The following is a 26,446-nucleotide window of genomic DNA, read 5'->3' as shown; positions in this document are numbered from 1 at the left end:
AATTAAAAATTAAGGATTAAGAATTGAGCTGTTTCAATTGCATCCTATAAAAATTCATTAACGTGATAGTTTACCGGAAAAATAATTCTTAATTTTTTAATTCTTAATTCCTGATTTCTTTAACATATCAGTTTATAGCCCACACCTCTGATACTAAGGATCTGGATGCCCGGTTCATCTTTCAGCAGTTTACGTATATGTGTCATGAATACGTCCATACTGCGCGTATTATAGTAGCTGTCGTCATTCCAGATCTTTAACAGGGCTTCCTGTCTTTCCAGGATATCGTTTTTGCGGCGAATCAGCATTTCCAGCAAAGCTGATTCTTTAAAGGATAAGGTATGCTTTCCGCTGGAGGTCACTAATGTCTGCTGCACCGTATCCAGGGTACAGGTTCCAAAATGATACAGTGTTTCCTTCCCGGCTGGTTGCTGTTGCGGGGCGCCCGAGAAACGATATAGTAAGGCTTCTATACGCACCAGCAGTTCCTCCATACTGAAGGGTTTCTTAAGGTAGTCATTCCCGCCTGTCTTAAACCCTTTCACCACATCTTCTGTCAGTGATTTTGCACTCAGGAAGATGATCGGCACCTGGTGGTCTAACAGCCGGATCTCTTCTGCAATCGTGTAGCCATCCTTGGATGGTAGCATGATATCCAGCACACAGATATCGGGCTGAATGGTTTCAAATGCGGACAAAGCTTTCTTTCCGTCGGTAATCAGGTGTACTTCATAGCCGCTTGCTTTTAAGCCATCACTGACAATGCGTGACAGAAATGGCTCGTCTTCTACATATAATAGCTTATAACTCATGTTGCTGCCGGTAAACTGATCATAAAATCGCTGCCCTTTCCAGGCTCACTTTTCACTGTAATGGTACCATTCAGGCGGGTGACGATACTCCTGACGTAGTTCAGTCCCAGTCCTGATCCCTTTACATCGTGTATATCTCCTTTCACGGGCACACGGAAAAAGCGGTCAAATATTTTATCATGATAGATCTTATCAATGCCTGGCCCGTTATCCTTAAAATGCACCACGACCCTATCATGGACAACCGCACAGCTGATTTCCAGCAGAAGCGGCGCTATTGCATACTTAATCGCATTTTCAATCAGGTTATAGCATACATTCGTCAGGTGTACCGGATCTCCATATACAAAACAGGGTTCGGGTGATAGCTCCAGCTTACATACCGCACCTGCATTCGCCAGTTGTAATTCCATCGAGCGCACTACATCCTGCAGGCCGGTCTGTACGTCATACAGCACCCTGTTCAACGGATAATCAACATCCTGTTCCCTGCTAAGGTTTAATACCTTCTCAATCATCAGGTTCAGGCGTTGCAGTTCCTGCCGGCCGATAGACAGGTATTCTTCCAGCTTCTGCGGCTGTTGTACCAGGTCATAACGGGTGATGGACTCCAATGCCAGGGCGACGGTCGCAATAGGCGTTTTCAGTTCATGGGTCATATTACTGGTAAATGCGACCCTGGCTTCTGCATACAGCCGCTGATTGCGCATCAGTCGTATGATAAAGTAAAAGGCCGCACAGGTCAGGACGATCATCAGCAGAGAGGAGAGTACATAATAACGCATTTCATACCACACATATCCGGTAATGGATTCTACCTGTATCTGACAACGTCGCCTGTATTCAAGATTATAGGTATACAGATCACTGATATAACCGGGATCATCAGGGTCCCTCGCTACCCCGATTTTATCCCCTAAGTCGCTCAATATGATATGAAACTTACTGTTCAGACCAATCTGTTGCAATCGCACCCTGACGGTACTATCCATCATCCGTAATATCATTGAATCAAGACCGGGTATTTCCGGCGAAGAATAATACCTTCCGCTTTTACGTCTTTTGCTGCTTTCGCTGCCCGGGCGGAAGAAAACGAATTTAAAGATGATATAGGTGGTGTCTTTACTATCATCTGACATATCGAAGGCTTTATACATATTAGGGGCTCCGAGTCCGTCGAAACCCTGCCGTAACTGTATCCACTCCGGTGACAATAAAAAACGACGATATATAGTGTCCTTTAAACCGAGATACTTCGCGCTTTCGTAGGAAACCTCCTTTGCCGAATTATTAACGATCTGCTCTATCTGATCGCGGACATGCGCCCGCTGTTCAGTAAATAACTGTCTTAACCAGGCAATTTGCAGCACTATGCTGACAAGCACCGAGATGACCACAAGTGGATAAGCGTATTTTGCAGAAAGCCATTTCATAACCCGAAAATAGCCATTTTATCATGCGCTTATGCAGATCAGGAGCGGATTTAACTTTATTTAACCGAGTTTAACTTTCGTTTACAGCCCTTCAGAATACGTTTGCATCACAAAATTACAAATGATGAAAACGATTCTACCCATATTTATACTGATCAGCTTTACGCTTTCGGCAGCGGCACAGCAAAACCGCCCCGATACCATGAAAGTACAGCAGCTGAAAGATATTGTTGTAACCAGTCGTCTGCCACAGGTGGAACGCAGGAACGATAAAGTGATCTTCAACGTACAAAATAGTATCCTGGCCAGCGGCAGCACTGTATGGGATGCATTGCGTAAAGCGCCAGGCATACAGACCAACGAAAATGGTCAGGTAACACAGGGTACCAAGAGTATGACCGTGTATATAGACGGCAAACAGGTACAGATGACCGGAGAAGATCTTACCGCCTACCTCAGCGGATTACCAGCTGATAACGTCTCCAGGATAGAGATCATGCGTACACCTTCTGCCAAATATGATATTCAGGGTGGTGGTATTGTCAACATCATCACTAAAAAATCGAAAGCACAGGGTTTCAATGGGACTATCAATGGCGCCTATACACAGGCTACATTCGGTAGCCAGACTGCCGGTGGTACCTTCAATTACAAACAAAACAAACTGAATATCTATGGTAACTATGGCTTTAGCAATAAAAGCATCAGACGCCAGATGAATACCTATACCATTTACCAGACACCTGACTCCTATTCTGACTGGCGTGGCAAACGTACAATCGATCCGGTGAATAAAAGCCATAGTTACCAGTTAGGGCTGGATTATGATATCAATCCCCGGCAGGTGTTTGGTTTCCGGGTGACTGGTTTTAACTCCGACCGTAATACCGACTCCAGGACCATCACCAATGTATTCAATGACCATGTATCCGTGGCTGATTCTACCTTGAACACCAATGTCCGTTCAAATTCCGCCAGCAACAACTACAGCTTTAACCTGAATTACAAATTAAAACTGGACAGTGCCGGTAATAGCCTCAATATTGATGTTGACTATGTACCTTACGCCAACAATAGCCGGCAGTATGTCAACGCCCTTACTTATATACAGGATAAAAACCTCAATAACAATTTCAACATATTCACACCATCGACACAACGTATTAATATATGGTCAGGAAAAGCAGATCTGACTTATAAAATTGCCGGAAAATGGGCGATGGAATCAGGGATAAAATACACCAGTATTGCCTCAGACAACCTCTTCCTATACAATAATGTGCTTGAAGGCGCCTTTTCCCCGGACGACGGTAAAAGTAATAACTTCAAATACACGGAGAATACGGCTGCCGCTTACACCAGTATCAGCGGTACCCTTGGCAAGTGGGACCTGCAGGCGGGATTAAGAGGAGAACATACCCGTACTACCGGTAATTCCATTACACAACAACTCATCACCCGTAGAAACTACCTCCGCTTATTCCCTACCCTCTTTATCACCTATAAGGCATCAGAGGATCATGTGTTCAGTTTCAATTATAACAGCCGCATGGAACGTCCGGCCTATATGCAATTGAACCCTGCCAGATCGTACAGCAGTCCTTACAGTTTCCAGCAGGGTAATCCGGCGCTGCGACCTGCTATATTCCGAAGCGGTGAACTGAGTTATACCTTTAAACAAAACTATACGCTGACTGCTTCCTATTCGAAACTGCAAGACCTGGTCAGTAATGTAACGGTACAGGATAACGTCAGCAAAACATTTTACGACACACAGCAGAACCTTGATAATATCGAAGACTATACCCTGGGCTTCATGACAAACCTCCGGCCTACAGACTGGTGGGATATGAATGTAACGATCGAAGGCGCTTACCGCAAACAACATTCTATGTACACAGACGGTTATTTTTCTTCTGACGACTATATTCTTTACCTGAACACTACCCAGTCATTTGTTCTCAGCAAAAAACACGGTATAAAAGCGGAACTCTCCGGCAGATATGAATCGCCTGTTTACCAGGGTGTATATCATGTTGACAGGACTTCAGATATCAGCCTGGGATTCAGCAAATCTATATTAAAGCAACAGGGTACCGTTAAACTCGCTTTTGCAGATATATTTTATAAGAATCCTTACAAGCTGGATATCGCTTATCTGCAACAACGCAATGGTATGATACAAAAGAATGATACAAGGAATGTATCCTTATCCTTCTCGTATAAGTTCGGGAAAAACACCTTCTCTTCGCGTAAAAGGCAGACGGCGAGTGAGGAAGAAAGAAGAAGAGCCAACTAAAAACAATTAGGAATTAGGAATTAGGAATTAAGAATTAGGAATTGATGGCAATTGTCCTCAATTCCTAATTCTTAATTCCTAATTCCTAATTAGCTTATCGGTTCAGATAACTGTGATCAGAAGATATATCTCGCTCCTACCTGCAACTGCCATCTTGAAATCAGGTCAGGGTTAGTAATGAAAGTACTTCTTTGTGAAGGATCGAACTGATAAATCGCTTTACCATTTGTTTCTCTTCCTGCAAAACCCAGCGGCTGATAGTAACCACTGTTACTCGCATACTTACGGAGCCCCCATTTACTGCTGATCAGGTTACCCAGATTCACCACATCAAGGCTGATCTGTATAGTGCTGGTTTTCTCTTTACCTTTGAAGTTGAAGTCCTGTAACACACGCATATCGATCTGACTGAACCATGGTGTTTCACCCGCATATTTACCGGTATACTGACCACGGTGACTGCTCAGGTATTTATCCTGACCAATAAATGCTTCCAATGCAGCGCCTTGAGCGGCAGCATTCTGGGTGTTACCGTCTGCATCTGTCAGTGTAGCAAAGCTCATATTCCTGATCTCTGCGGCAGTAGGTACATACATCAGGTCATTCGCAGCAGAACCATCATTATTCAGGTCGCCACCGTACACATAAGAGAAGCGGTTACCGCTTGTCCAGTTGGCGAAGAAGGAAACAGTCGTGGCATATTTACCTTTACCATATTCAAACTTCTTGATACCCGCCAGCGTAAAACGGTGTTTGTTACCATACAGGGAGGTTGATTCCACTGCCCTGTTAGCATTCCCCAACACCGGATTACGGTCGAAGGCATCACCGGAAATCTCTGCTGAAATAGAACTGGCATCTTTTGCAATCAGGAAGTTATATCCGAACATGAAAAAGTAGCCTTTACCAACGGTCTGTTGTGCCTGGAATGTCGCGTTGTAAGAATAACCGGCTTTTACGTTTGTGAATACATAAGTAGCCGTACTTCCTTTGTCAGCTGCCTGGTAGATTTCGCGGTTGTCGCCGGTACCTGAGTTCAGGGTGCCGGTTGGTGTACCCAGACCATAGTCACGCACCATCATAGAATTGATATCTTTTGAATACGCGAAATCGCCGGTCAGTACTGTTCCGGTAGGCAGTTTATAATCCAGACCGATATTAGAACGCCAGATCTGTGGCCATTTGAAATTATGCGCCGTTACGTTGTAATAACCGGTGAAAGGATTACCTATGGCATTACCTACCCATACAAAGGGGAAGCGGCCCGTAAAGAGTCCTGTACCACCACGCAGTTGCACGGTCTTATCTCCTTTGATATCCCAGTTAAAACCTAAACGCGGAGACACCAGGATCTTACCGCTTGGGGTACTGGTATTATCGATGGTCTGCCCGGGACCATTCTTAACCGGATTACCATTTTCATCAAACAGGGTCAGGTTATCTGCATTCGGCACAGTCGGAGAACCTGTTACAAAAGTACCTGCGAATGTTCCATCCTGGTTCACATTAGGGCTGTTATAACTTGCTTTGGATGGGAAATAAAGCGCTTTATCGAAACGCACGCCGTAAGTCAGTTTGAAGTTGCTCGCTACGCTGAATTCATCCTGTAAATAAGCAGATACCTGTCCGACGGTCAGGTAGTACCAGGTCCACTGGTCAGCCGCCACACGGTTCTTTGCATAAGTTACATTGGCATCATATTGTCCGGTCTGTACATTGTTCAGGAAGGTACCAATATCTACTCCGGAGAACACGGTAAAACCAAATCCTGTCAGGTTAAAAGAGTTCCCAAACTTAAACTGCTCATAAGAAGCGCCTATGGTCAGCGTATGTTTCGGCAGGATGATATTGAAGTTGTCCGTCAGCTGCAACGCGTCCTGGTTCAGGCGGTTATTGATAGAGAACGGTTCATATCCTGCTACGATGTATGGTACATTGTATTTCGTGATGTTCAGCACCGGGAAAGGCGAGGAGAACGGATCACGTTTATCTCTGAAGCTGGTGAATACCGCCCTGAACTTATTGGAGTAGGTATCATTAAAGTTAGACTTCAATTCCAGTCCGAAGGAATGCAGTTTATTAATCATCTTGTACCCGGAGTTACGGAATTGCAGGGTAATTGCGTCCGGTCCGCGGCGATTGATCGCATTCGGGTGTGCACCTTTTTCCTGCGATGCATCCAGTCCGTTATACGTAAATGACAGCGTATGTTTACTGTTGATCACCCAATCCAGTTTCGCCAGCCATTTATAGTTCTTACGCTTATACTCATAATCCTGGTAAGGGCCTGTCACATATCCAAAACGACTGCTGAGTGAATTACTTACGGCTACGAGGTCTGATTCCAGTACGCGGGACGTAGTTACATCTCCGGCGTTGCTGTTATTCCTCGCTACGTAAGCACTTGCACCATCTGTACGTTGTTCTGTTTCGAAATTCACGAAATAGAACAGTTTATCTTTTTTGACTGCACCTCCCAGTGAGAAGCCTCCCTGGAAGTGATCAAGTGTGGGTACCTTGAGTTTCTGTCCGTCGATCTTATCACCGGAGATAGCATCATTCCTGTAAAATGCATACACTGTTCCGGCAAACTTATTACTACCACTTTTCGTTACGGTATTCACACCGGCGCCGGTAAATCCGGACTGCGTGACGTCATACGGCGCAATGTTGATTTGTATCTGATCTATCGCATCCAGCGAGATAGGTTGTGCGTTTGTTTGTCCGCCGGGAGCTGGTGCATCCAGTCCGAACGGGTTATTAAACACCGCCCCATCCAATGAAAAGTTATTATACTGTCCATTCCTTCCCGCAAAGGAAATACCGTTATACGTCGGTGAAGCAGAAGGTGTGATGCGCAGGTAGTCGTCTGCCGAACGTGATATCGTTGGCAGTTGCCGGATCTGTTGCGCACTGATATTGGTAGAAGCACCGGTACGCTGGTCATTGAAAATAGTGGAGCGTCCGCTGATCACCACTTCGTTCAGTTTGCCCGTCGATTCGGAGAGACGGAGGTCGAGTGCGGTGTTTTGTCCGAGTGTGAGGAATACACCCGTAGCAGTTTCTGTGGCGAATCCGGTATATGAGGCAGTAACGGTATATGGCCCGCCTACACGAAGATTGGGGACTACGAAGCTACCGTCTGATTTCGTAACGAGGCCTTTGTTAATGCCTGCGTCGGCGAAGGTCACCCTGATAGTCGCACCAGGTAATGGCTGGCCTGCTTCATTTTTGACGATACCGCTGAGAGTTGCGGTGGTCACCTGGGCTTGCGCCCGCAGTAGCAGAAAACAGGCAATGAATAAGCTTCCTAATAGCTTAGTTAGATTTGGTTGATGCATCTTTTATAAATTGGGTGGATAAAAAGCTGTTACAAATAAAACCGTAAACGCCCTCCCTACAAGCCCAAACAACCTATACAAGTTACTTCAAATTTTGCGTATTGGGGTCAGTAGATCTACTGAAATTTCAGTTTTTGAGTGGGGGGATTTGGATATATAGTGAAAATCATCAGGTGTGTGTTACTGGGTTGAGTAGTGCGGTTTTGTTTCAGTTTTTGAGTGAAGGGGGACGGTTTTGGGGAAGGGATGAAGGATTTAGAAAATGTATGCTGCATTCTCTCCTATCCGGTTTACAGACTGATCTTTCCCCAATTAGCTGCTTTCAGCGTCATTTATGTTAAAATTATATCAGTCTTCTTAAGCTGATTGTTTTACAGATGCCGGTTTGATAATACTCATCTTACGTTGATCCTACGTTGGTGAACGTAGGATCAACGTAAGATGAGTATTATCAAATAAATATCTAAACAGGTTATAAGTAACTATATCGATGAACCCCTTTGACGACCTTGAAACCGACGAGCTTATTCACCTATACTATTTTAACATCATCGCTACTGGTAACCAGATGCTCATGTCACTCTGCCCTCTGTTTGACCAGGCGTAATAGGGAATCAAAGTGATGGCCTGGGGGCGGGATTCGTCATTTAGGGGCTGATAGAGCGCCTTATTCTGGTTATTGGTGATCAGGAGACGGGCGACTCCGTCAAGGGCTGTAATGCGGCCGTTTGCGATTTTCATAGAGCGGGGCTCAAAGTGGATGTTGGAGGGGATCAGGATGTTGGTCAGGGACTGGTCCTTTAAATCGGGGGATTCAAGGCAGTATACGACCGGACCTCTTTTGACGGCGACCTGGTTGCGTGTCTCCTCTACAAGGGGATTGGCAGTGATCAGGGTGGCCGGCATGTCGAGGGTGAGGGTGATCTTGTCTCCGGACTTCCATTGGCGGTTCAGTTTGTGATAGGAAGCGGGGGTGATGGATGGAGTGGCTGTTTGACCAACAGGTTTACCGTTGATGGTGATGCCGGCCCGCTGGCACCAGCCGGGTATACGGAGGGCAATGTCAAAAGGGTGAGCAGGTGCGTCCTTGATGGTGATATTGATGGTACCATCCCAGGGGTAGTCGGTTTCTTGTTCCAGACTGAGGGTGCTGCCGTCCTTGAGTGTCGTCTTGAGCTGGTTGCCGCCGTATAGGTCGATGTAGATACCTTTATCATCCAGACTGTAAAAGTAGTTGCTGACCTCAGCGATGGTGCGGACCGTATTCGGGGGACAACAGTTAGATAAAGCAATATAAGGCTGCCGGCCACCCATCCAGCGTAGCTGGTAGGGAAAATCGCGGGAAGCAGCTAAAGGGTTTGTGTAGAAAAAGTCTGCGCCGTCCATACTCACACCACTCAGGATACTGTTGTAAAGGGTGAGTTCTACGATATCGCCATACTTTGCATCTCCGGTAAGTTCAAGCATACGACGGTTCCATAACAGGTTACCGATGTTGGCGCAGGTTTCATTGTGGGCAAATAAGTTGGGTAACTGGTAATTCCTGCCGTAAGACTGATGTACCTTCTGTACCGTGTCAGGATTGTAGGAAATGCCATCTACGGATACCCCGTCATATAAAGCACCACAACCACCAGTTACATACATCTTTTTGTTAATAACGTCATCCCAGAGGAGGTTGAGGGTATGTAATAAGGAGGTGTCGCCGGTTTCAGCGTATACGTCTGCTACGCCGGCCAACAGGTAATTAGCTCTTACTGCATGTCCCGCTATTCTTTTCATGTCGCGGAAAGGGACACGATCGGAATTGTCGTCCGTACCTGGTGTTAGTCCGCGGATGTCAATAAGTTTACGGGCAAGTGCCAGGTACTTTTTGTCCCTGGTGGTCCTGTAAAGTTCTATGATACCCATGTAGTGAGACGGACAGATCGCATTACGGGCCTGCTCAGGACTGGCAGTATTGTAAAAGCCTATCAGGAAATCGGTCGCTTTCTTTGCCACCTCCAGCAGATTGGTTTTGCCGGTTGCTCTGTAGTGGACACAGGCCGCTGTCATCAGGTGACCGAAATTATAGGCTTCGAAACTGAGTTTATCGTCAAAAAGATGTTGTTTACCGGTTTGTTGTTGTTCGATGATGGATTTGGTGTAGACATAACCATCCTTTCGCTGTGCCTTGGCAATGACGGCAATGGCTTCGTCCATCATGCGGTCCAATGCAGGATCTTTGGTAACGGCATATAAACCGGCGACCGCTTCCAGTGTTTTGTAGAAATCACCGTCATGGAAAGAGGGACCAACGAAAGTGCCGGTATCTAGTCCGGCGGCTATTTCAAAGTTTTTGAAGGAATGGCATTTCTCCGCATCATGGTAAGTTTTCCAGAGTGCGGGCACCATGGTGTTTTTACATACTTCGTAGCGTTCTGCCCAGAAGCCTTTCGTCCATTGTACGCTGCCCATGTCAACATCCTGTAAACGTGCGTATGGACTAGCGCTGGTGTTGATCAGTCCTTTCTGCGCAAAGGATACACAGGATGCCAGCGTAAGGACGATCAGCAGCAGGATTTTATCTGGTTTTTGCATGTGTTTCCGGTTTTGGCGCCTGATAATTCACTACGTAACTGGTGGCTGCCCGCATGGCCATCTCATACCAGTCTTCTCCTTTGTTTACCAACGTACCTGTTTTGCATACTGGCTTTATTTTACTGCGAAAACGCAACAAGCCGGTACCGGCAGCAGTCGTGATCTTCATTTCCTTCGTACTGCAATAGAGCACGATATCACCATTGGGTGTCGGCACCTTTCCTTCCATCCATTGTAAACCACCTAATGCAGGTTGTACGGTGTAGGTATTGTATCCGGCGGAAGTAGGTTTTACGCCCAGATAGTATTTTCCTAACAGGTAAAGCGGACTCGCTCCCCATGCATGACAGAGGCTTCTGCCAAATGCACGACCGTACATCGCATAGTGCTGTACGCCTGTTTCCGCAGGATTGTAGACTTCCCAGAAACTGGTGGCCCCCAGTTTGAGCATACCGCCCCAATAGTCCTTCATTTCTTTTAGTACGTAGTCCTGTTCTCCCATGGCACATAATGCTTCCAGTTCATAGAAACGCATATAAGGGGTAGTGATCTTTTGTATACTGTCGTTCAGTAAAACAGATTGTTTTACGGCATTCTTTTGTGCTGCGTTGAAGTAGTCGTAAAAAATGGCAAACATATTAGCGTAACGGGTAACATTGGCTGTCTGCTGACCATCGACCCTGCTGTGTACCAAAGCTTGCTGCTGTTGATTCCAATAGAGCTCAAAGAGTTGTTTCTTCAGTGTGGCGGCATATTGATTGTACTTTGCTGCATCAGATTTATCACCGACAAGATCGGCACAAAGGCCCATGGTTTCCAGACTACGACATAGCAACAATTGCTCAAAGCTGACAGCGCCTTTCTTACTTAATCCGTCGGCCCAGTCTATGAATACCCAATCACCGGATAAGCCCTGCATCAGTCCTTCTTTATTTCTTCTGCCAAGACAGTATTCCATCATGGTCTGCATACGTGGGTAGAACTGTTTAATAAACGACTGGTCACCGGTGTAGAGGTAGTAGTCATAAATGCTGAGGAACCAATAAAAGGTATAGTCCATGATGGTATTGATATGGCTGGTCACCGGGTCTTTCCCTCTCAAGGCGAGGATGGTTCTGGATACAGTGGCATTATCAAAATACAGGTAATAGTTCATCAGGTAACTCTGATACGCATCACCACTCCATACCCATCTGTCACGTTTGATCCCGTCAATGAAGAATTCACGGGTATTGAGTTCGAAGGTATATTTTGAGATATCATAGATACGGTTGACCTCTTCGTCTGAGCAACGGAACTGTCCCCTCTCCTTCAGACCTGCATATTCATATAACATAGAGATACTATCTACTTTGACATCTCCGCTGGTAACGATATTAACATAACGGAAGGCTTTGGAAGATGGTAGCAGGGAATCTGTTTTAGAGGATTGCCTGGAAGAAAAGACGTCGTATGTCTCGGCTGACTTTGCATGCAATGCTTCCTCTTTGCTTTCGCCATAATATAAGGTTACGTTACCGGTACCCTGCACGCCATGCAGGCGGATAAAGCCGAAGGTCTCTTTCCCGAAATCAACGAGTGTACCACTGTTACTTTTATTGGTACTGACGGCATATTGTGGCCGTACAGGTAGTTTACAGGCGGATGGTAACGTCTGCGAATGATGAAAATTCCAGCTACCTGCATTCAACCATTTTGTCGCAGACACGTCAGAGGCTTTACCTGTTTCGTCAATCCATTCCTTATCTTCAAAGGTTACCAGCCAGCTGCTGTCGGACACGATCGTTTTTCCTTCCACATAGACAGCAGGTACGTTTGCCTGATTAAACACTTTGATATTGATGCGGTGATGACCGGCTGGTACTGTTATCTGTTGTGGTACGCCTTCTATTGCACGACCATCTATTTTAACGTTATAAGCGCCTTCTGTGTAGATCTTTACTGCTTCGGCAGTCGTCAGATCAAAGTCTTTGTGAAAATCTATCAGTGGATAATGGCTGTCATATTTCCAGAATACAGGATAAAAAGTATTCCTCTCTGTACGACGGTTCTGCATGTTATTACTTAACCAGATTTCGAAATCACCGGGGTACCATATCCAGGTAGGCCGGGATTGCGCCAGGAGATCCTGACAAAATACAAATAAGGTAATGAGCAGCGGGCAGGCTTTCAGCATGTTGTTTTTCATAATCCGTGTCCGTTATTGATGATGTTGATTGATCGCTTGTATTGGAAGAGACGTTGTCTTTTCAGACAACAGATAGTGGTAAGCAGGTTCCAGTCCGGCAGTTTGTTTGATACTGTCGCTTACCTGCGGACCATTATCTTCCCAAACGTTATTCGGTCCGTTGGCGTTCTGTAAGAACTTCTGTGCCGGACACCAGTTATGTGCCACCGTATAATAGGCAGTGCCTTCATCTGTATACAGGTAAAACCAGTGATCGGGAATATGTGCGTATGGCGCTTTGTAGATACTGTCGATATAGTTATAACTGATTGTTGACCCCGGTTGTGCAGATAAAGTATAAATACCGGCAACGTCATACATATGCCGGGCATAGTGATGGATCTTATTGGCAATGACCCTGTTATTGTGCATCACGTTAACGGTCTTTGTCCATCCCCAGCCTACACTGATACCCGTATAGGAGACTTCATTGATTTCATTATGTGCGATCGTCACATCGCTGACATAACCGGCGCTGATACCCAAAGTGCCCCAATCTTCATTGGTAACGTTTGTCAGGAGGTTATTCATTACTCCTATATTGCTGCATACCGCTCTTCTATCCTGCGGATTGTAAGGGAGGTGTGTTTCCATGGCTTCATCTGAGTAGATCCCCAGCTGAATACCGGTTCCACCGATATCCCTGAACAGATTTGCGTTGATGGTATCATAGTGACAAGCAATGCGGTAATCCAGTCCGGTGGACGCCAGGTGTTCGAAGCGGCAGGCATCAAAGGCGATATGATCAGCATAAGAGACATCTACGGCTGCCGGAGGCCGACCAATCCATGCCTGGTTTTCCAGTCCCTTCTTATCAGGCGTACCAGGTGTTTCCAGTTTATAGGCATCCAGGAGATAGAGTCCTGCCTGTAGCGGTACATGCCCCTTTTGTGAAGGACGCAGCCAGGAGGTGTGTTGAAAAGAGATGCCTTTAAAAGCGATATGCGATACAGGATGATCGAGGGTACCTTGCAGCACGATCAACGATTCCAGTACGGGAGCAATGACGACAGCGCGGGACATCTCCTCCTGCGGAAGAGGCATATAATAGAGCTGCTGTGCCTTTACATCGAGATACCATTCACCAGGTTCATCGAGAAGAGACAAGGCGTTTGTCAGCCAGAAGGCAGAGTTCCCTGACGCTTTGGATATCCAGGGTGCGGGCCATGGATGTGCGGACTGTATTTTACTTTCCGGTTCGTGAAAAGTCAGCAGCGTACTATCACCACGTACTGTCATACTTTTGATACGCAGGTTGGCGATAGCCCACCATTGGTGGATGAACATTTCCAATCCGGAAGTATTGTTTAATCCGCGGATATGCGAAGAGGGTATCCAACAGCTACCTGTCTGATGATCCCAGGAGAGAATACGGCGCATACTATCACCATTGGTATCTTTTGCGCGAATGGCTTTTGTGTTATTGACCCAGAGCTGGCGGAAATTGAGTAATGCATTACCAACTGCAGGTACATCCGCCACCCATATTTTAGGATTATTCCTGAGTGGACGCCAGGCAGTAATACGGATACCACCACTAAACACCGGATATTCTCCAGCTGCAGCTTCAATGATAGTGGGACTTTCCGATGTGCCTGCATCTTCGGGACGAATAAATACAGGTTCATATAGTGTGTAGGTGCCACCTTTTATGATGATATGTATACCATCATGTCTAGCGGCATCCTGTAGTCTTCTTAATTCTCTTGCTTGTTGCAAAGCCGCGCTTAAAGTTGCTTTGGGTTGCGTGATAGTACCCGGGTATTGATCATTTCCGGTAGGCGCAATATAAATATTCGCAGCATCTACCGATAGGACATACAGACAAAAGCAACTGATGATCCACCATTTCCTCATTGTGCAGTAGTTATTGCCTGACTCCATACCTTTTCCAGTTGTGTAAAACCATGGATAGCAGTCGCCGGCAGGCGTTCTCCTTTTTCTCCGAATACATACATGGCAACAGGCTGCTCAATGGTGATCTTTGATTCATCGGCAGCAGCGCGGTTCAGACCAAGATACTTTGCCATAAAGTCGTAGACTGCGGTTCTTTTATTGATACCGAAATCGTGTCCTTCAGTGGGCAGGTGTACGTTGCTGACATAATCTGTCTTGCCATAGTAAGTGTAGATTTTCTGCAGATAAGGAAAATCGTGTTCAGGTGTTTTATCGGTCCAGTCGCCACCATCACTTACCAGTAACTGCGGATGCGGGGCTGCCATCGCAGCGATTTCTACATTATCGGTACGATTGCCGCAGGCATGAACCGGCATACCACTTTCACAGGGACAACCACCATAGAAATAGGAACTGATGGCCACTACGGGGGCGCTTACTTTTATACGGTCATCTACGGCAGACATCAGAACGGTATGACTACCAGCGCCGGATCCACCAGTGATACCGACACGGGAGGTATCCGCGTCTTTTAGTGAAAGCAGGTAATCCAGTATACGCACGGAACCCAATGCCTGTATGGTCATGGAAAGACTTTTCCGGTGATCGGCTTCCTCGAATTGCAACTGGGATTCTCCCCAGGCAAAGAGATCATAGCTAAAAGCCATCGCGCCCATACGGGCGAGTACCGCACAACGGTATTGACAATCGGGACGATACCGTTGTTGTTGCCAGTGACCATCGGGATTAAGGATCACCGGTATCTTGCCTTTGTATTTTGCAGGTTTGTATAGTGAGCCGTTGATATACACACCAGGTAAAATCTCAATAGCGATGTTACGTACGGTATAACCGTCATACTTTCTTTCTGCTGTGATGATGGGAGATGATGCAGGAGCGGCAGGCAGATGTGCTAATTGCAGGGCTTCCAGCAGACAGGGTTTCAGTTGTGCTTTACGCTGTTCCCATTCCTGTTGATTATTATACTGCGCCGCTATTCTATCCAGTTCGGCCCAGCCATCAGATACTGCCCAGCGGTAATATTCATATTCACTCAGCTTATACAGGCCCTTGTCCTTTTTCACTTTCAGGTCAAGCGGCGACAATATATTTTCCAGTGTGGCTTCTAATGTAGGACGGTATCGCCAGTCGGCATAAGCGACGTATTTATTGGCCACCAGTTTTTCATTGTAGCGGATCTGTACGCCAAACTTCTTCTCAACATCCGCGATTACTGCTTTCAATGGTCGTTTGTAAGCGCTGTCGGAAGTCTGCTGTGCATACAGACGGGTATAAACAAAGAGTAAGCAGCCCATGGAGAGCAGCAGGAATTGCATCGTTTTTTTCATAACATGGCATTATGCGAAACGGAATCTAAAATAAAATCACAGAGAGATCATCCTATGCTGTCTACTTACCGGAGAAGTCGAAGTATAGTAAAATCTGTAATGCCCTTTCCGGTTCTTTCTCATAATCATAGAATATGTTTTTCTGTCCCATAGGACCGGTTGTTTCATTTCGCTGTGTTTTGGTACCTATACTACTGATCCCCTGCAGAAAAGAGATATCGCCGCTGGGGAAAATGGGTTCATAGTTATGCCACTGGTCTGTTTTCCAGGCAGGTGTGAATAAGCGCAGGAACAGGCTTTCATTCTCTGTATACACCCGGAAATATTGCTGCCTGGTTTTAAAACCGCACCAGTACATATTGGCGTAGTAGCCTTTGAATTCCGGGTAATTCCAGCTCTCCCCTGTCTCGGTGTCATTATAGTCTTTATGCCATATACCGAAACGGGTACCCTTTAAGCGGTTTTTCCAGACCCTGTAAGGCCCATCTCCCATATAATCAACACTCACCATGTCGGACGCCGGAAAAGAGAAATTAAGGCCTGCTAATGACGTAAAATAAGCATCAGGGAAATAACGTACTGTCATTTTCACTATGCCCGATGGATAGATGGTCCATTGGAGGGTGTTATAACTTTGTTTGCGGTCAAAGGTAGAACTGATTACCAGGTTCTTCTCTTCATAGTGATGGGTGAAACCAGCAAAGTTGTTTTCTCCTTCCTGGATGATGGGACCATTATTAAAAGGAATGGTCTGGCCATTGCTGCGGACATTTTTTAGCAGCCCTTTGTTTTTGCTGAATGTCAGTTCAATATTTTTCGTGCTTACGGTCCAGAGGGAATCTGCTTCTTTGAAGAAAACTTCACCATTCCCAAGCGTATCGATGCTGCGATGTGTGACCTGAGCAGGATTGACAATGGGAAAACTCCAGGTAAACAGTTCACGTTGTTCCTTATCCCTGGCCGTAACGTAGAGTACATCATAGGAGGACCAGTTGGCAGGCAATTGTAATTGCAAACGGCCTTTTTCAAATGGAGCGACATCAGGCGCTGCAATAGCGAATGAATCCCTAAGTTTCATGTCGGATCCGGCCAATGTAGCGGAGAAGCTGCATTGATGCAGGTTCGTGAATGCATAGCGGTTTTCGATATGCAGTATACCGTCAAATGCAGGTGTAATTTCTCTTCTTTCCATATAAACCGGGCACCACACTTCTTTGATCGTAAAGAAACTACCTTCCTTTTCATGATGCGGCCCGACGATACCGTCTGCGCCTCTGTGATGATCTGTATCCAGGGAGTCATGCAGGTCTTTCCTTACTACACCCTGATCTGCAAAATCCCAGAGGAAGCCGCCTGCACTTAGTGGATTGTGCCACATCTTTTCCCAATAGTCTTCCAGACCGGCACCATGGCCACCATCAAACTGTCCGTGGAGGAATTCAGTCGGCATGACGATCTCTTTGCCATGCTCGTAGTTAGCGATGCCATAGTCGTATTCACGGTAGTGTTGTGTTTCGATACCATTGAACAATTGCCAGGGATGTACGACAGGACGTTGTTGCGGATCCAGTTCCGGAAAGAGGTGATCCAGTGCTTTATTGTGTCCGCCTTCATTACCATTGGCCCAGATAACGATCGATGGATGGTTTACATCGTGGGTAATCATCTCTTTTACCAGACCAGTACCTGTTTCGGTATCATAATTTCCATGCCAGCCGGCCTGTTCGTCCATTACATATAATCCCAGGGAATCGCATGCCTCCAGGAAATGTGCATCAGGCGGATAATGAGACATACGCACGGCGTTCATGTTCATCTCTTTGATCAGCAATACATCTGCGATACTGATTGCCTTACTGGTTGTTCTACCACTCTCCGGGCGGAAGGAATGACGATTCACCCCTTTAAACTTCATCTTGACACCATTGACATAAATACCATTGCGTTGCCTGAGCACGACAGTGCGAAAGCCGATACGCTGCCGGATAGTGTGAATGACCTTATTATTATAGAGCAGCGTAAACTCAGCGGTATACAATGCCGGTGATTCTGCGGACCATAATTCAATATGTTCATATGTTGCGTCGAGTTGCAGGGAGGTACCGTTGACGGTTTTCGTCTGCAAAGGACCGACTTTCCGCAGTGCTTTATCATACAACTGCATCGTTACCTGAGTAGCAGTGGAAGTCTGCAACTGCACATCCGCGTGTAAAACACCCTCCGCAGTAGCATTCACCTTCACCATTTCAATATGTTGCGCGGGCAGGGCTTCCAGGAATACGGGCCGGAAGATGCCGCCGAAGATCCAGAAATCAGCCCTGCGCTCCGCCGCGTTGACGGACTCATTCGCAGAATGCTTTGCTACGGTGACTTCCAGCAGGTTTTTAGATTGACCATATTGCAGTAATGAGGAAATATCATATTTAAAAGCATAGAAAGCGCCCTGGTGTACCGGACCAGCAGAGACGCCATTGACTTTTACAGTGGCATCGGTCATTACACCTTCAAAAACGATGTTCACCTTTTTGCCTTTCCATGCAGCAGGAACCTGGAAGTTATACTTATATAAACCTTGCTCCTTTCCACGGATACTGTCTTTTGCAAAACCATAGTCATATTTACCAAAGCCCTGTAATTCCCAGCAGGAGGGTACAGGAATAGTCGTCCATTTACCGGCGTTGCTGCCGCCAGTACAGAAAAACTGCCAGTTGACCGTATGATCACTCCCCGTACCGGAGAGGCATTGTATTTCAGTGGATTGCGCCATGGCATGTAGTGCCATGACGAGTAAAGTCAGACATATCAGTGGAATTCGTTTCATCATCCGTGCTTTATTTTAGGATAGCAGGCGGATGACAAGATAGTAAAAAATCCTTTGTAGAAATAGAAAGCAGGCACTTTAAATGTAAAAAAGACACCAATATTAAAAAGAAATTAAGAATTAAGAATTAAGAATTTGGCACGGGAAAAAGCCTGAAATGCGTAGAAATAGTCGGAAATTTGCTTCGCATCAGTACGATAGACCCATGAAACTGTTATCTGAATCAGCGTTAATAACATCTGCCATAGTGGCGAATAACCGTATGAACCGGGAGCGCAATGCCAGTGGCGTCAATAGTTATGAACAGGAGTTTAAGTTCAAACCGGAAGCATGGCTGGCGGCATACATTCAGCAATATGGCCATGTAAAATGGCTGGACATCTGCTGTGGTCAGGGGAAAGCGTTGATACAGGCGGCTGGTCAGCTGGCGAAGAACCAGTTACAGGACAAGGCGGCGTTAAGTGGTATGGATCTTATTGATGGGTTCTGGTCCGTACCTGACGGTGTTAACTGTTTGTCTTTTGCTATACAATCGGCTGTCAGCTGGGAACCCGCAACACCATACGATCTCATCACCTGTGTGCATGGCCTGCACTATATGGGTGATAAACTGCACGTGTTATCAAAGATATTTGCAGCTATCAGCGAAAACGGTGTGTTCTATGGTAACTTTGATGTGAATAGCGTGATCATCACCGGTGCCGGCAAAGATCATCTGAAAAAGATCTTCCGGCAAAATGATATACAATACAATGCCAGAACGAAAGTCTTGTACTGTAAAGGGCCAAGGGCAGTCACCTTCGGAAGGGAATACGTGGGAGCTGATGACCAGGCCGGACCTAATTATACTGGTCAGGAAGCTGTTACTTCTTATTATAACTGATTATTATAAAATTATACCTATGCCGCAGAGCAGTACTTATCAAAGAACCGAAGCACCCAGTTTATTAAGAATTGCCATTGGGGCGTCTGTCAGTATATTATCTGCATTTGTATTGGGGAATTGCTATGCAATGTCCTCTTCTCACTCAGGTACTTACAGACCGCAAATCGTATTCATTATCATCATCCTTGCCTTCATGTTCCTCTTCAAATGGCTAAGAGGCTTTACGAAAAGTAATAACCGGACCCTCCATCTGGTCATTGCAGGACTTAGCTGTTATATCTGCTGGGCTGTCAGTTGGGATATACAATCATACGGCGGATTAAAGGAATCGGTCGCTTTACAGCTACCCTTTAATCCGAGAGTGTTGTTTCAAAATATACATGAGCGGTTTGAATACCTCAGCAGTAACACCCGGATTTTCATCTGTCGTCCGGTCATATTGTGGATTGGTTACCTGGGAGAATTTGCCGCATTTGTATTGCTGGCAAAGCGTATATCATCCAGTAAAGTATAAAAGACTTTACTTTTCAAAGATCCAGGTCTTAAACTCAAGCGGTGCGTTCAATAATGCGGCTTTAAATGCTGCGGCATTGTTATAGGCCAATGCGGGTAACAACCGCTTTTCATATTGCACCTGCAATTGATCCGGTTGGAAAGGCCAGGGGCTCACCGTAAGTGTATCTGTGTCTTTCTGGATAAGCTGATACTTCTTTTTATCAGGTCCCCGGCTGATGTCTACAGCCCGATGTTCTGGCTGATTCTCACGTTGGCACAGCAACAGGGAAAGGGCATCGCACCATTCCAGCAGGGCATAGTCCCTGTCAGCCTCAGCGGATGTCATTTTCAATTGATGTCTCCACTTCACACGCGCTTTTTGTTGTTCTTTCAGAAAAGCCGTTACCCGTTTCCCACAGTTTTTCCCGCATACAAATTCCAGGTGCATAGAACAGAGTAAGGCAATATAAGTGCTCTTGCTAAGGGCAAGATTAATGGTATTGATACAATGTTCAATCGTAATCTCACGCATCTTAAAATCTACGGGACCACCTGAGGCGGTAAGCAGATCTGCTCCATTAAGCTCTGTTTGTCCGTCATCATGTTCTGCTATCGCCATTAATGTCTCCAGCCAACGATGCGTCTTCACATTATCGTTCCAGTTATATGCGATTGCTGCGGACAGCATCCCGTGGGCACGTTGTGTAATGATCTCCCAGCCTTCACTTGTATAATTAACTATCATCTGCTGATTAATTATATCTTATGCAATTGAAAATACCCCAGATGTATTTCATCGGCAGCGCTACTATGAGCAGGCGTAAGCCGGATCTGATACCGGACTTTATCTTCCGGAGCCAGCAGATCGTCAATACGATATATCTCATCCACATCTATCCCGTATTTCTCATCAATGTGCGTATTGGCGCCTTTTACGGCGGGAATTGCATTCGTCTTAAAGAAATCAGTCCGTTTCGCCGCTTTCATTGCGCCTGTGCGGTCGTCCTGTACCGTCAGCAGGGTATCATGTTGTTCTTCCAGTTTACCGGACTGATATCCACCCAGGTTAATAAAAAATAATTTCCTGGCGGATGGGATCAGTGTTTCCGTTTTGGGAATAACGGTTACGCTGTACCCATCGACATTGGTCACTTCCCGCCAGCCATCAATATGCAGACTATTCCCTGCTTCAGGCCAGAAAGCCTTCATTTGTGGAACCAGGTCCCGAAGACTGGCGGCAATTCCAAAGAAATAGTCGTGCTGTTCCACATGACGTCCCCGCCCTCTGGACCCTAATAACACCATATATAACTTGAGCGGATAATCTGCTGTCTGTTGCATGTCAAAAAAAAATAATTGTAAGAGGAGTAGTACAATTGTCAGACCATTCATCACATTAACTCCTTATATAGGCATATTTTTTATCTATGCCCTTGGATAAACCGACAGATGGTTTAATTTTGCCGCTGTGAGAAAAGTATGCCTCTACATACTGGTAATATTTATGACAGTGGAAACTACTTCCCTGGATCAGTTTCTGAAGCTGCCGGTGCTGTTTGAGCACTTTAAGGAGCATCAGGAGCGTGATCCTAAGGTGAGTCTGCTGGAATTTCTCGCTATGCACTACTGGGGACAGGACCTGGACGACAATGACAACGCCAGGGATAATCAGCTCCCTTTCAAAAAAGTAAATATCAATATCCACCAGGTACTGATTGTACGTTTCTCTGCTGTACCGCAGATCATTGCGGCTGAACAGATCATCCCACGGACATTTATAGCCTATAAGGACCAATATCACCCGGATCCTGACCTCACTTCTCCTTTCAGACCGCCCTGCGCCTGATTTGCCCACATTTTATTTATTCAATGCGTTGACCTGATATAGCGGTATTATCTCCGTTAGTGTCCTGCATTGATTTTCCAGCAATTTATTCAACAGCAATCATGCTCGATAAGATCATTCAATTCTCAGTTAAAAACAAACTGGTAATTGGGTTGTTCATGCTGCTATGGATTATCTATGGCATCTTTGAAGTGACCCGTCTGCCAATTGACGCCGTACCTGATATCACCAACAACCAGGTACAGATTATTACGACCGCACCTGCTTTGGGAGCACAGGATGTGGAAAGACAGATCACCTTTCCCATCGAACAGGCCATCAGCAACATTCCGCATCTCAAGGAAAGTCGCAGTATGTCCAGGTTCGGATTGTCATTGATCAGTGTTGTGTTTGAAGACGATGCAGACGTCTACTGGGCCCGTCAGCAGGTAACAGAAAGACTGCAACAGGTCGAGATAACGGCGAATGCCCGTAAACCGGAACTGGCACCTGTTTCCACCGGTCTAGGGGAAATATACCAGTATGTATTACGTCCGGAGCCCGGTTATGAAGGCAAGTACAATCTTGCAGACCTCCGCACCATACAGGACTGGCTGGTGAGAAGACAGTTGCTCGGTACAAAAGGCATAGCAGATGTATCCACCTTTGGCGGAGAGTTAAAACAATATGAGGTCGCTATCAATCCCTATCAGTTGAAATCACTGGGACTGACCATTAATGACGTCTTTACCGCACTACAGACTAACAACCAGAACACCGGCGGCGCTTATATAGAAAAAGGGCCGACCGTGATGTATATCCGTAGTGAAGGGCTGGCAGGCAGCATTTCAGATATTGAGAATATCGTCGTAAAAAATACTTCTGCCGGCGTACCTGTACTGATCCGGCACGTAGCCAGTGTGAGAATGGGCGCTGCTACCCGTTACGGGGCGCTTAATTACAATAATACCGGGGAAGTGACCGGGGCCATCGTGATGATGCTGAAAGGGGAAAATTCCTCTGAAGTGATCCAGAATGTAAAACAACGTATTGCGGAGATCCAGCAGACATTACCCGAAGGACTGCGTATAGAGCCCTTCCTGGATCGTACGAAAATGGTGAACAATGCGATTGGCACTGTAGAGCATAATCTGCTGGAAGGTGCGCTGATCGTCATCTTTGTACTGGTGATATTCCTGGGCAACCTGCGTGCGGGATTGATCGTAGCATCTGTCATCCCCTTATCCATGCTTTTCGCCATTATTATGATGAATACCTTTGGCGTGAGTGGTAATCTGATGAGTCTTGGTGCACTGGACTTCGGTCTGATCGTAGATGGGGCCGTGATCATTGTGGAAGCGATTCTCCATCACCTGCATTTTTCTAAAAAATATCAGCACATAGACAAGTTATCCCAGGAAGAAATGAATGCGGAGGTAGCTGGTTCTTCCTCCCGTATGATGAATGCGGCGGTATTCGGACAGATCATCATCCTGATCGTATACCTGCCTATCCTTTCCCTGCAGGGCATTGAGGGTAAAATGTTCAAGCCGATGGCACAAACCGTCGCGTTTGCCATTATGGGCGCCTTTATCCTGTCTTTGACCTATGTGCCGATGGTGAGTGCATTGTTTATCAGTAAAAAACTCACACACAAACCGAATCTTTCTGACCGTGTAATGGATAAACTGGAGCGTATCTATCAGAAGGCGCTGAGCCGGGCATTGCGCATACGTAAGACGCTGGTGGCTTTTGCCTTCGGCTTATTTGCCCTGGCAATACTCATATTCAGCAGAATGGGGGGTGAATTCATCCCACAACTGGAAGAAGGTGATTTCGCCGTAGAAACAAGGTTACTGATCGGTACAAACCTGAGTACAACGATTGCTACTTTCCAGCAGATCTCCGGTTTGCTGAAATCCAAGTTTCCGGAAGTGGAGAAAATCGTATCACGTATCGGCAGTGCGGAAATACCGACAGACCCGATGCCGATTGAGGGAGGAGATATGATCATTGTATTGAAAGATAAATCTGAGTGGACCAGCGCGAAAAGTTTTCAGGAGATGGCGGATAAGATGTCGGCGGTGGTACAAAATGCAATCCCTGGTGTGACCATGGGCTTCCAGTTCCCCGTACAGATGCGTTTCAACGAACTAATGACAGGCGCTAAACAGGATGTAGTATGTAAGGTATTCGGAGAAGACCTGGATCAACTGGCGAAATATGCAGAGCAGATCGGGAATATCAGTAAGACGGTAAAAGGTACTGCGGACTGGTATGTGGAAAAGGTAACCGGTATGCCGCAGGTGGTGATTCGTTATAACAGGAATGAGATCGCGAAATACGGTCTGAATATCGATGAAATAAACCGTACGGTAAATGCGGCCTTTGCAGGCGCTGCTGCCGGACAGGTATATGAAGGTGAAAAAAGGTTTGACCTGGTCGTAAGAGTGGGTAACGAAGGCCGCCGTAATATCGAGGATGTACGTAACCTGATGATTGCTACATCCACCGGCAACCAGATTCCTTTATACCAGGTGGCGGCTATCGATGAAATAGAGGGACCTAATCAGATCCAGCGTGAGAATGCCAAACGTAGAATTACGATAGGCTTTAACGTGAGAGGTAGAGATGTGCAGTCTATCGTGGAAGAATTACAGCATAAGATCAACAGTAAAGTAAAACTGGAACCGGGTTATACCCTTACTTATGGCGGTGCTTTTGAGAATCTGCAACAGGCAAAAAAACGACTGAGTATTGCGGTACCTGTATCGCTGCTGCTCATTTTTGCGATGTTATACTTTGCCTTTTCTTCTGTGAAAGAAGGGGCGCTGATTTACACAGCCATTCCGCTATCTGCTATCGGCGGTGTATTTGCACTGGCGATACGCGGCATGCCTTTCAGTATCTCTGCCGGTGTAGGATTTATTGCATTATTCGGCGTAGCCGTACTAAATGGTATTGTATTGATCTCTGAATTTAATCGTATCAAAAGCGAAGGACGTATCACAGATACGTTAGAACTGGTGATGCAGGGGACCCGTAACCGTCTGCGGCCGGTATTGATGACAGCTGCGGTAGCCTCTCTGGGTTTCCTGCCAATGGCATTAAGTGATGGTGCAGGAGCAGAAGTACAACGACCACTGGCGACGGTGGTGATTGGTGGACTGCTGACAGCTACCCTGCTGACCTTATTTGTATTACCCGCCTTGTATCTCTTATTTGAAGGAAAGAAAAAAGTGACGGTAAATAAGGCGGTGATCATTGCAGGTATCTTATTCCTGAGCATTCCTGTAGCAAAGGCACAGGAGCGCCCGGTGGGACTACAGCAAGCCATCAACATTGCGATGCAGCATAATATGCAGGCGGCGAATGCCCGTTTGAATGAAAGAGCGGAGGGGCTACGACAAAAGACGGGTGTGGACCTTCCCAAGACACAGTTAAACGCCGATTACGGAAAGATCAACAGCATCAATAACGATAACCGCTTTGGTATTACGCAGGCATTGAGTTTTCCGACGGTCTATGGTCATCAGAAAAAGGCATTAAAAGAAAACTATCTCGCGGCACAGGCACAGACACAGCTGGCCGAGCAGGATATACGGGCGAATGTCCGGAGGGTGTTCTACGACTGGGTATGGTTGTATGAAAAGCAGCAGTTGTTGCAGTATGCGGATAGTATCTATCATTTATTCGAAGAAAAGGCGACCCTGCGTTTCAAAACAGGGGAAACGAATATACTGGAGCAGACAACGGCGGTATCTCATAGACAGCAGATTGCGAATCAGCTGGAGATGTTATCTGCTGATATACAGGTAGCGACTAAACAGTTCAATTTGCTGTTGGGAGATAGTATTGCCTATCAGCCTTCCCCGGACAGTATCCGGCTGGTGTACAACACGGTGGCAGATACCAGTTTCAGTCAGCTGCCGCAGATCAAAACCCTGGAACATGTGTCAGCCGCTGCACAATGGCGTTGGCGGACGGAGCGATCAAAATTGTTACCGGACTTCTTTGTGGGATATAATAACCAGAGTATTAATGGTCTGCAGAACGTGAATGGTCAGGAAGTATTTTATGATAACAGCAAACGTTTCAGTTATGTGAATGCGGGTATTAATATTCCCTTGTTCTTCGGTACACAGCGTTCCAGGGCAGCAGCTGCACAGATAGACTGGCAACTGGCGCGTCAACGGACAGATTATGCGCTTTTACAGACACAAACGGAATGGCAGAATGCACAGACGCAGCTGCGGAAGTATGCGGCGAGTCTGCAATACTACCAGACAAAAGGGCTGGAGAATGCGGCGGCCATCATCACAACAGCCGATAAACAATTTGTAGGCGGAGAGATCGACTATCTGCAATGGGTGATCCTGGTGGACCAGGCCATTGGTATCCGGAATGAATATCTCGATATGCTGAACAACTATAACCAGTCTGTTATACAGGTACTGAAACTACAAAATAGCTAATTCAACA

General features: G+C 46.2%; 15 protein-coding genes. 5 read left to right on the top strand and 10 right to left on the bottom strand.

The features are described 5' to 3' along the window. Positions 1 to 119 precede the first annotated feature (119 nt). Both CPIN_RS13680 and CPIN_RS36625 read right to left on the bottom strand, forming a co-directional pair. Entirely contained in the window at positions 120 to 812 is a 693-nt protein-coding gene (locus tag CPIN_RS13680; protein WP_012790397.1) for a response regulator transcription factor, read from the bottom strand. Beyond that, the gene (locus CPIN_RS36625) at positions 809 to 2,245 is read right to left on the bottom strand and encodes a sensor histidine kinase (protein ID WP_012790396.1); all 1,437 of its coding nucleotides are present in this window, start codon (positions 2,243 to 2,245) and stop codon (positions 809 to 811) included. Before CPIN_RS36625 ends, CPIN_RS13680 begins: the two co-directional genes overlap by 4 nt. A 124-nt stretch (positions 2,246 to 2,369) precedes the next feature. Between CPIN_RS36625 and CPIN_RS13670 the strand changes: the two genes are divergently transcribed. Further along, entirely contained in the window at positions 2,370 to 4,544 is a 2,175-nt protein-coding gene (locus tag CPIN_RS13670; protein WP_187294767.1) for a TonB-dependent receptor domain-containing protein, read from the top strand. Between the two features lie 116 nt (positions 4,545 to 4,660). Here CPIN_RS13670 and CPIN_RS13665 read toward each other — a convergent pair whose 3' ends face one another. The 6 genes from CPIN_RS13665 to CPIN_RS13640 all read right to left on the bottom strand — a co-directional run bounded on the left by CPIN_RS13665 (position 4,661) and on the right by CPIN_RS13640 (position 18,761). Continuing rightward, a complete protein-coding gene (locus CPIN_RS13665; RefSeq protein ID WP_012790394.1) occupies positions 4,661 to 7,885 on the bottom strand; it encodes a TonB-dependent receptor in 3,225 nt (1,074 codons plus the stop codon). Positions 7,886 to 8,422: 537 nt separating this feature from the next. Beyond that, the gene (locus tag CPIN_RS13660; RefSeq protein WP_012790393.1) at positions 8,423 to 10,465 is read right to left on the bottom strand and encodes an aceric acid hydrolase; all 2,043 of its coding nucleotides are present in this window, start codon (positions 10,463 to 10,465) and stop codon (positions 8,423 to 8,425) included. After that, positions 10,449 to 12,653, bottom strand: coding sequence for an alpha-L-rhamnosidase-related protein (locus CPIN_RS13655; RefSeq protein ID WP_012790392.1), 2,205 nt, complete (start codon positions 12,651 to 12,653; stop codon positions 10,449 to 10,451). Before CPIN_RS13655 ends, CPIN_RS13660 begins: the two co-directional genes overlap by 17 nt. Positions 12,654 to 12,665: 12 nt before the next feature. Beyond that, positions 12,666 to 14,549, bottom strand: coding sequence for a hypothetical protein (locus tag CPIN_RS13650; RefSeq protein ID WP_012790391.1), 1,884 nt, complete (start codon positions 14,547 to 14,549; stop codon positions 12,666 to 12,668). Continuing rightward, a complete protein-coding gene (locus CPIN_RS13645) occupies positions 14,546 to 15,937 on the bottom strand; it encodes an alpha/beta hydrolase family protein (RefSeq protein ID WP_044218610.1) in 1,392 nt (463 codons plus the stop codon). Before CPIN_RS13645 ends, CPIN_RS13650 begins: the two co-directional genes overlap by 4 nt. A 61-nt stretch (positions 15,938 to 15,998) precedes the next feature. Continuing rightward, positions 15,999 to 18,761 (bottom strand): glycoside hydrolase family 2 protein, encoded by a 2,763-nt coding sequence (locus tag CPIN_RS13640; RefSeq protein ID WP_012790389.1) that lies wholly within the window; start codon positions 18,759 to 18,761, stop codon positions 15,999 to 16,001. Between the two features lie 154 nt (positions 18,762 to 18,915). Between CPIN_RS13640 and CPIN_RS13635 the strand changes: the two genes are divergently transcribed. After that, positions 18,916 to 19,641: a methyltransferase domain-containing protein gene (locus tag CPIN_RS13635; RefSeq protein ID WP_012790388.1), complete on the top strand. Its 726-nt coding sequence runs from the start codon at positions 18,916 to 18,918 to the stop codon at positions 19,639 to 19,641. A gap of 19 nt (positions 19,642 to 19,660) precedes the next feature. Then, positions 19,661 to 20,158 carry a hypothetical protein gene (locus CPIN_RS13630; protein WP_012790387.1) on the top strand — a complete coding sequence of 166 codons (498 nt, stop codon included), beginning with the start codon at positions 19,661 to 19,663 and terminating at the stop codon, positions 20,156 to 20,158. Positions 20,159 to 20,164: 6 nt separating this feature from the next. On the opposite strand, the gene CPIN_RS13625 is transcribed toward CPIN_RS13630, so the two are convergent. After that, complete coding sequence (locus CPIN_RS13625) at positions 20,165 to 20,884, bottom strand: DUF3891 family protein (protein ID WP_012790386.1); 720 nt, start codon at positions 20,882 to 20,884, stop codon at positions 20,165 to 20,167. A gap of 11 nt (positions 20,885 to 20,895) precedes the next feature. Next, positions 20,896 to 21,480 carry a DUF1543 domain-containing protein gene (locus CPIN_RS13620; RefSeq protein WP_012790385.1) on the bottom strand — a complete coding sequence of 195 codons (585 nt, stop codon included), beginning with the start codon at positions 21,478 to 21,480 and terminating at the stop codon, positions 20,896 to 20,898. 127 nt (positions 21,481 to 21,607) lie between these two features. Here CPIN_RS13620 and CPIN_RS36620 point away from each other — a divergent pair, with 127 nt between their 5' ends. Further along, positions 21,608 to 21,985, top strand: coding sequence for a hypothetical protein (locus CPIN_RS36620; RefSeq protein ID WP_052306800.1), 378 nt, complete (start codon positions 21,608 to 21,610; stop codon positions 21,983 to 21,985). A gap of 101 nt (positions 21,986 to 22,086) precedes the next feature. Continuing rightward, positions 22,087 to 26,439 (top strand): CusA/CzcA family heavy metal efflux RND transporter, encoded by a 4,353-nt coding sequence (locus CPIN_RS13610; RefSeq protein ID WP_012790383.1) that lies wholly within the window; start codon positions 22,087 to 22,089, stop codon positions 26,437 to 26,439. Positions 26,440 to 26,446: the final 7 nt, after the last annotated feature.

This window comes from Chitinophaga pinensis DSM 2588 (assembly GCF_000024005.1).
In the GTDB taxonomy this organism is placed as follows: domain Bacteria; phylum Bacteroidota; class Bacteroidia; order Chitinophagales; family Chitinophagaceae; genus Chitinophaga; species Chitinophaga pinensis.
Note: the sequence above shows the minus strand (reverse complement) of the source record. Positions and strands in the feature narration are given on the sequence as shown.

Excerpts from the sequence above, each read along its gene's own strand:
- CPIN_RS13680 (WP_012790397.1), bottom strand. The coding sequence starts at position 812 with ATGAGTTATAAGCTATTATATGTAGAAGACGAGCCATTTCTGTCACGC.
- CPIN_RS36625 (WP_012790396.1), bottom strand. The coding sequence starts at position 2,245 with ATGAAATGGCTTTCTGCAAAATACGCTTATCCACTTGTGGTCATCTCG.
- CPIN_RS13670 (WP_187294767.1), top strand. The coding sequence starts at position 2,370 with ATGAAAACGATTCTACCCATATTTATACTGATCAGCTTTACGCTTTCG.
- CPIN_RS13665 (WP_012790394.1), bottom strand. The coding sequence starts at position 7,885 with ATGCATCAACCAAATCTAACTAAGCTATTAGGAAGCTTATTCATTGCC.
- CPIN_RS13660 (WP_012790393.1), bottom strand. The coding sequence starts at position 10,465 with ATGCAAAAACCAGATAAAATCCTGCTGCTGATCGTCCTTACGCTGGCA.
- CPIN_RS13655 (WP_012790392.1), bottom strand. The coding sequence starts at position 12,653 with ATGAAAAACAACATGCTGAAAGCCTGCCCGCTGCTCATTACCTTATTT.
- CPIN_RS13650 (WP_012790391.1), bottom strand. The coding sequence starts at position 14,549 with ATGAGGAAATGGTGGATCATCAGTTGCTTTTGTCTGTATGTCCTATCG.
- CPIN_RS13645 (WP_044218610.1), bottom strand. The coding sequence starts at position 15,937 with ATGAAAAAAACGATGCAATTCCTGCTGCTCTCCATGGGCTGCTTACTC.
- CPIN_RS13640 (WP_012790389.1), bottom strand. The coding sequence starts at position 18,761 with ATGATGAAACGAATTCCACTGATATGTCTGACTTTACTCGTCATGGCA.
- CPIN_RS13635 (WP_012790388.1), top strand. The coding sequence starts at position 18,916 with ATGCGTAGAAATAGTCGGAAATTTGCTTCGCATCAGTACGATAGACCC.
- CPIN_RS13630 (WP_012790387.1), top strand. The coding sequence starts at position 19,661 with ATGCCGCAGAGCAGTACTTATCAAAGAACCGAAGCACCCAGTTTATTA.
- CPIN_RS13625 (WP_012790386.1), bottom strand. The coding sequence starts at position 20,884 with ATGATAGTTAATTATACAAGTGAAGGCTGGGAGATCATTACACAACGT.
- CPIN_RS13620 (WP_012790385.1), bottom strand. The coding sequence starts at position 21,480 with ATGCAACAGACAGCAGATTATCCGCTCAAGTTATATATGGTGTTATTA.
- CPIN_RS13610 (WP_012790383.1), top strand. The coding sequence starts at position 22,087 with ATGCTCGATAAGATCATTCAATTCTCAGTTAAAAACAAACTGGTAATT.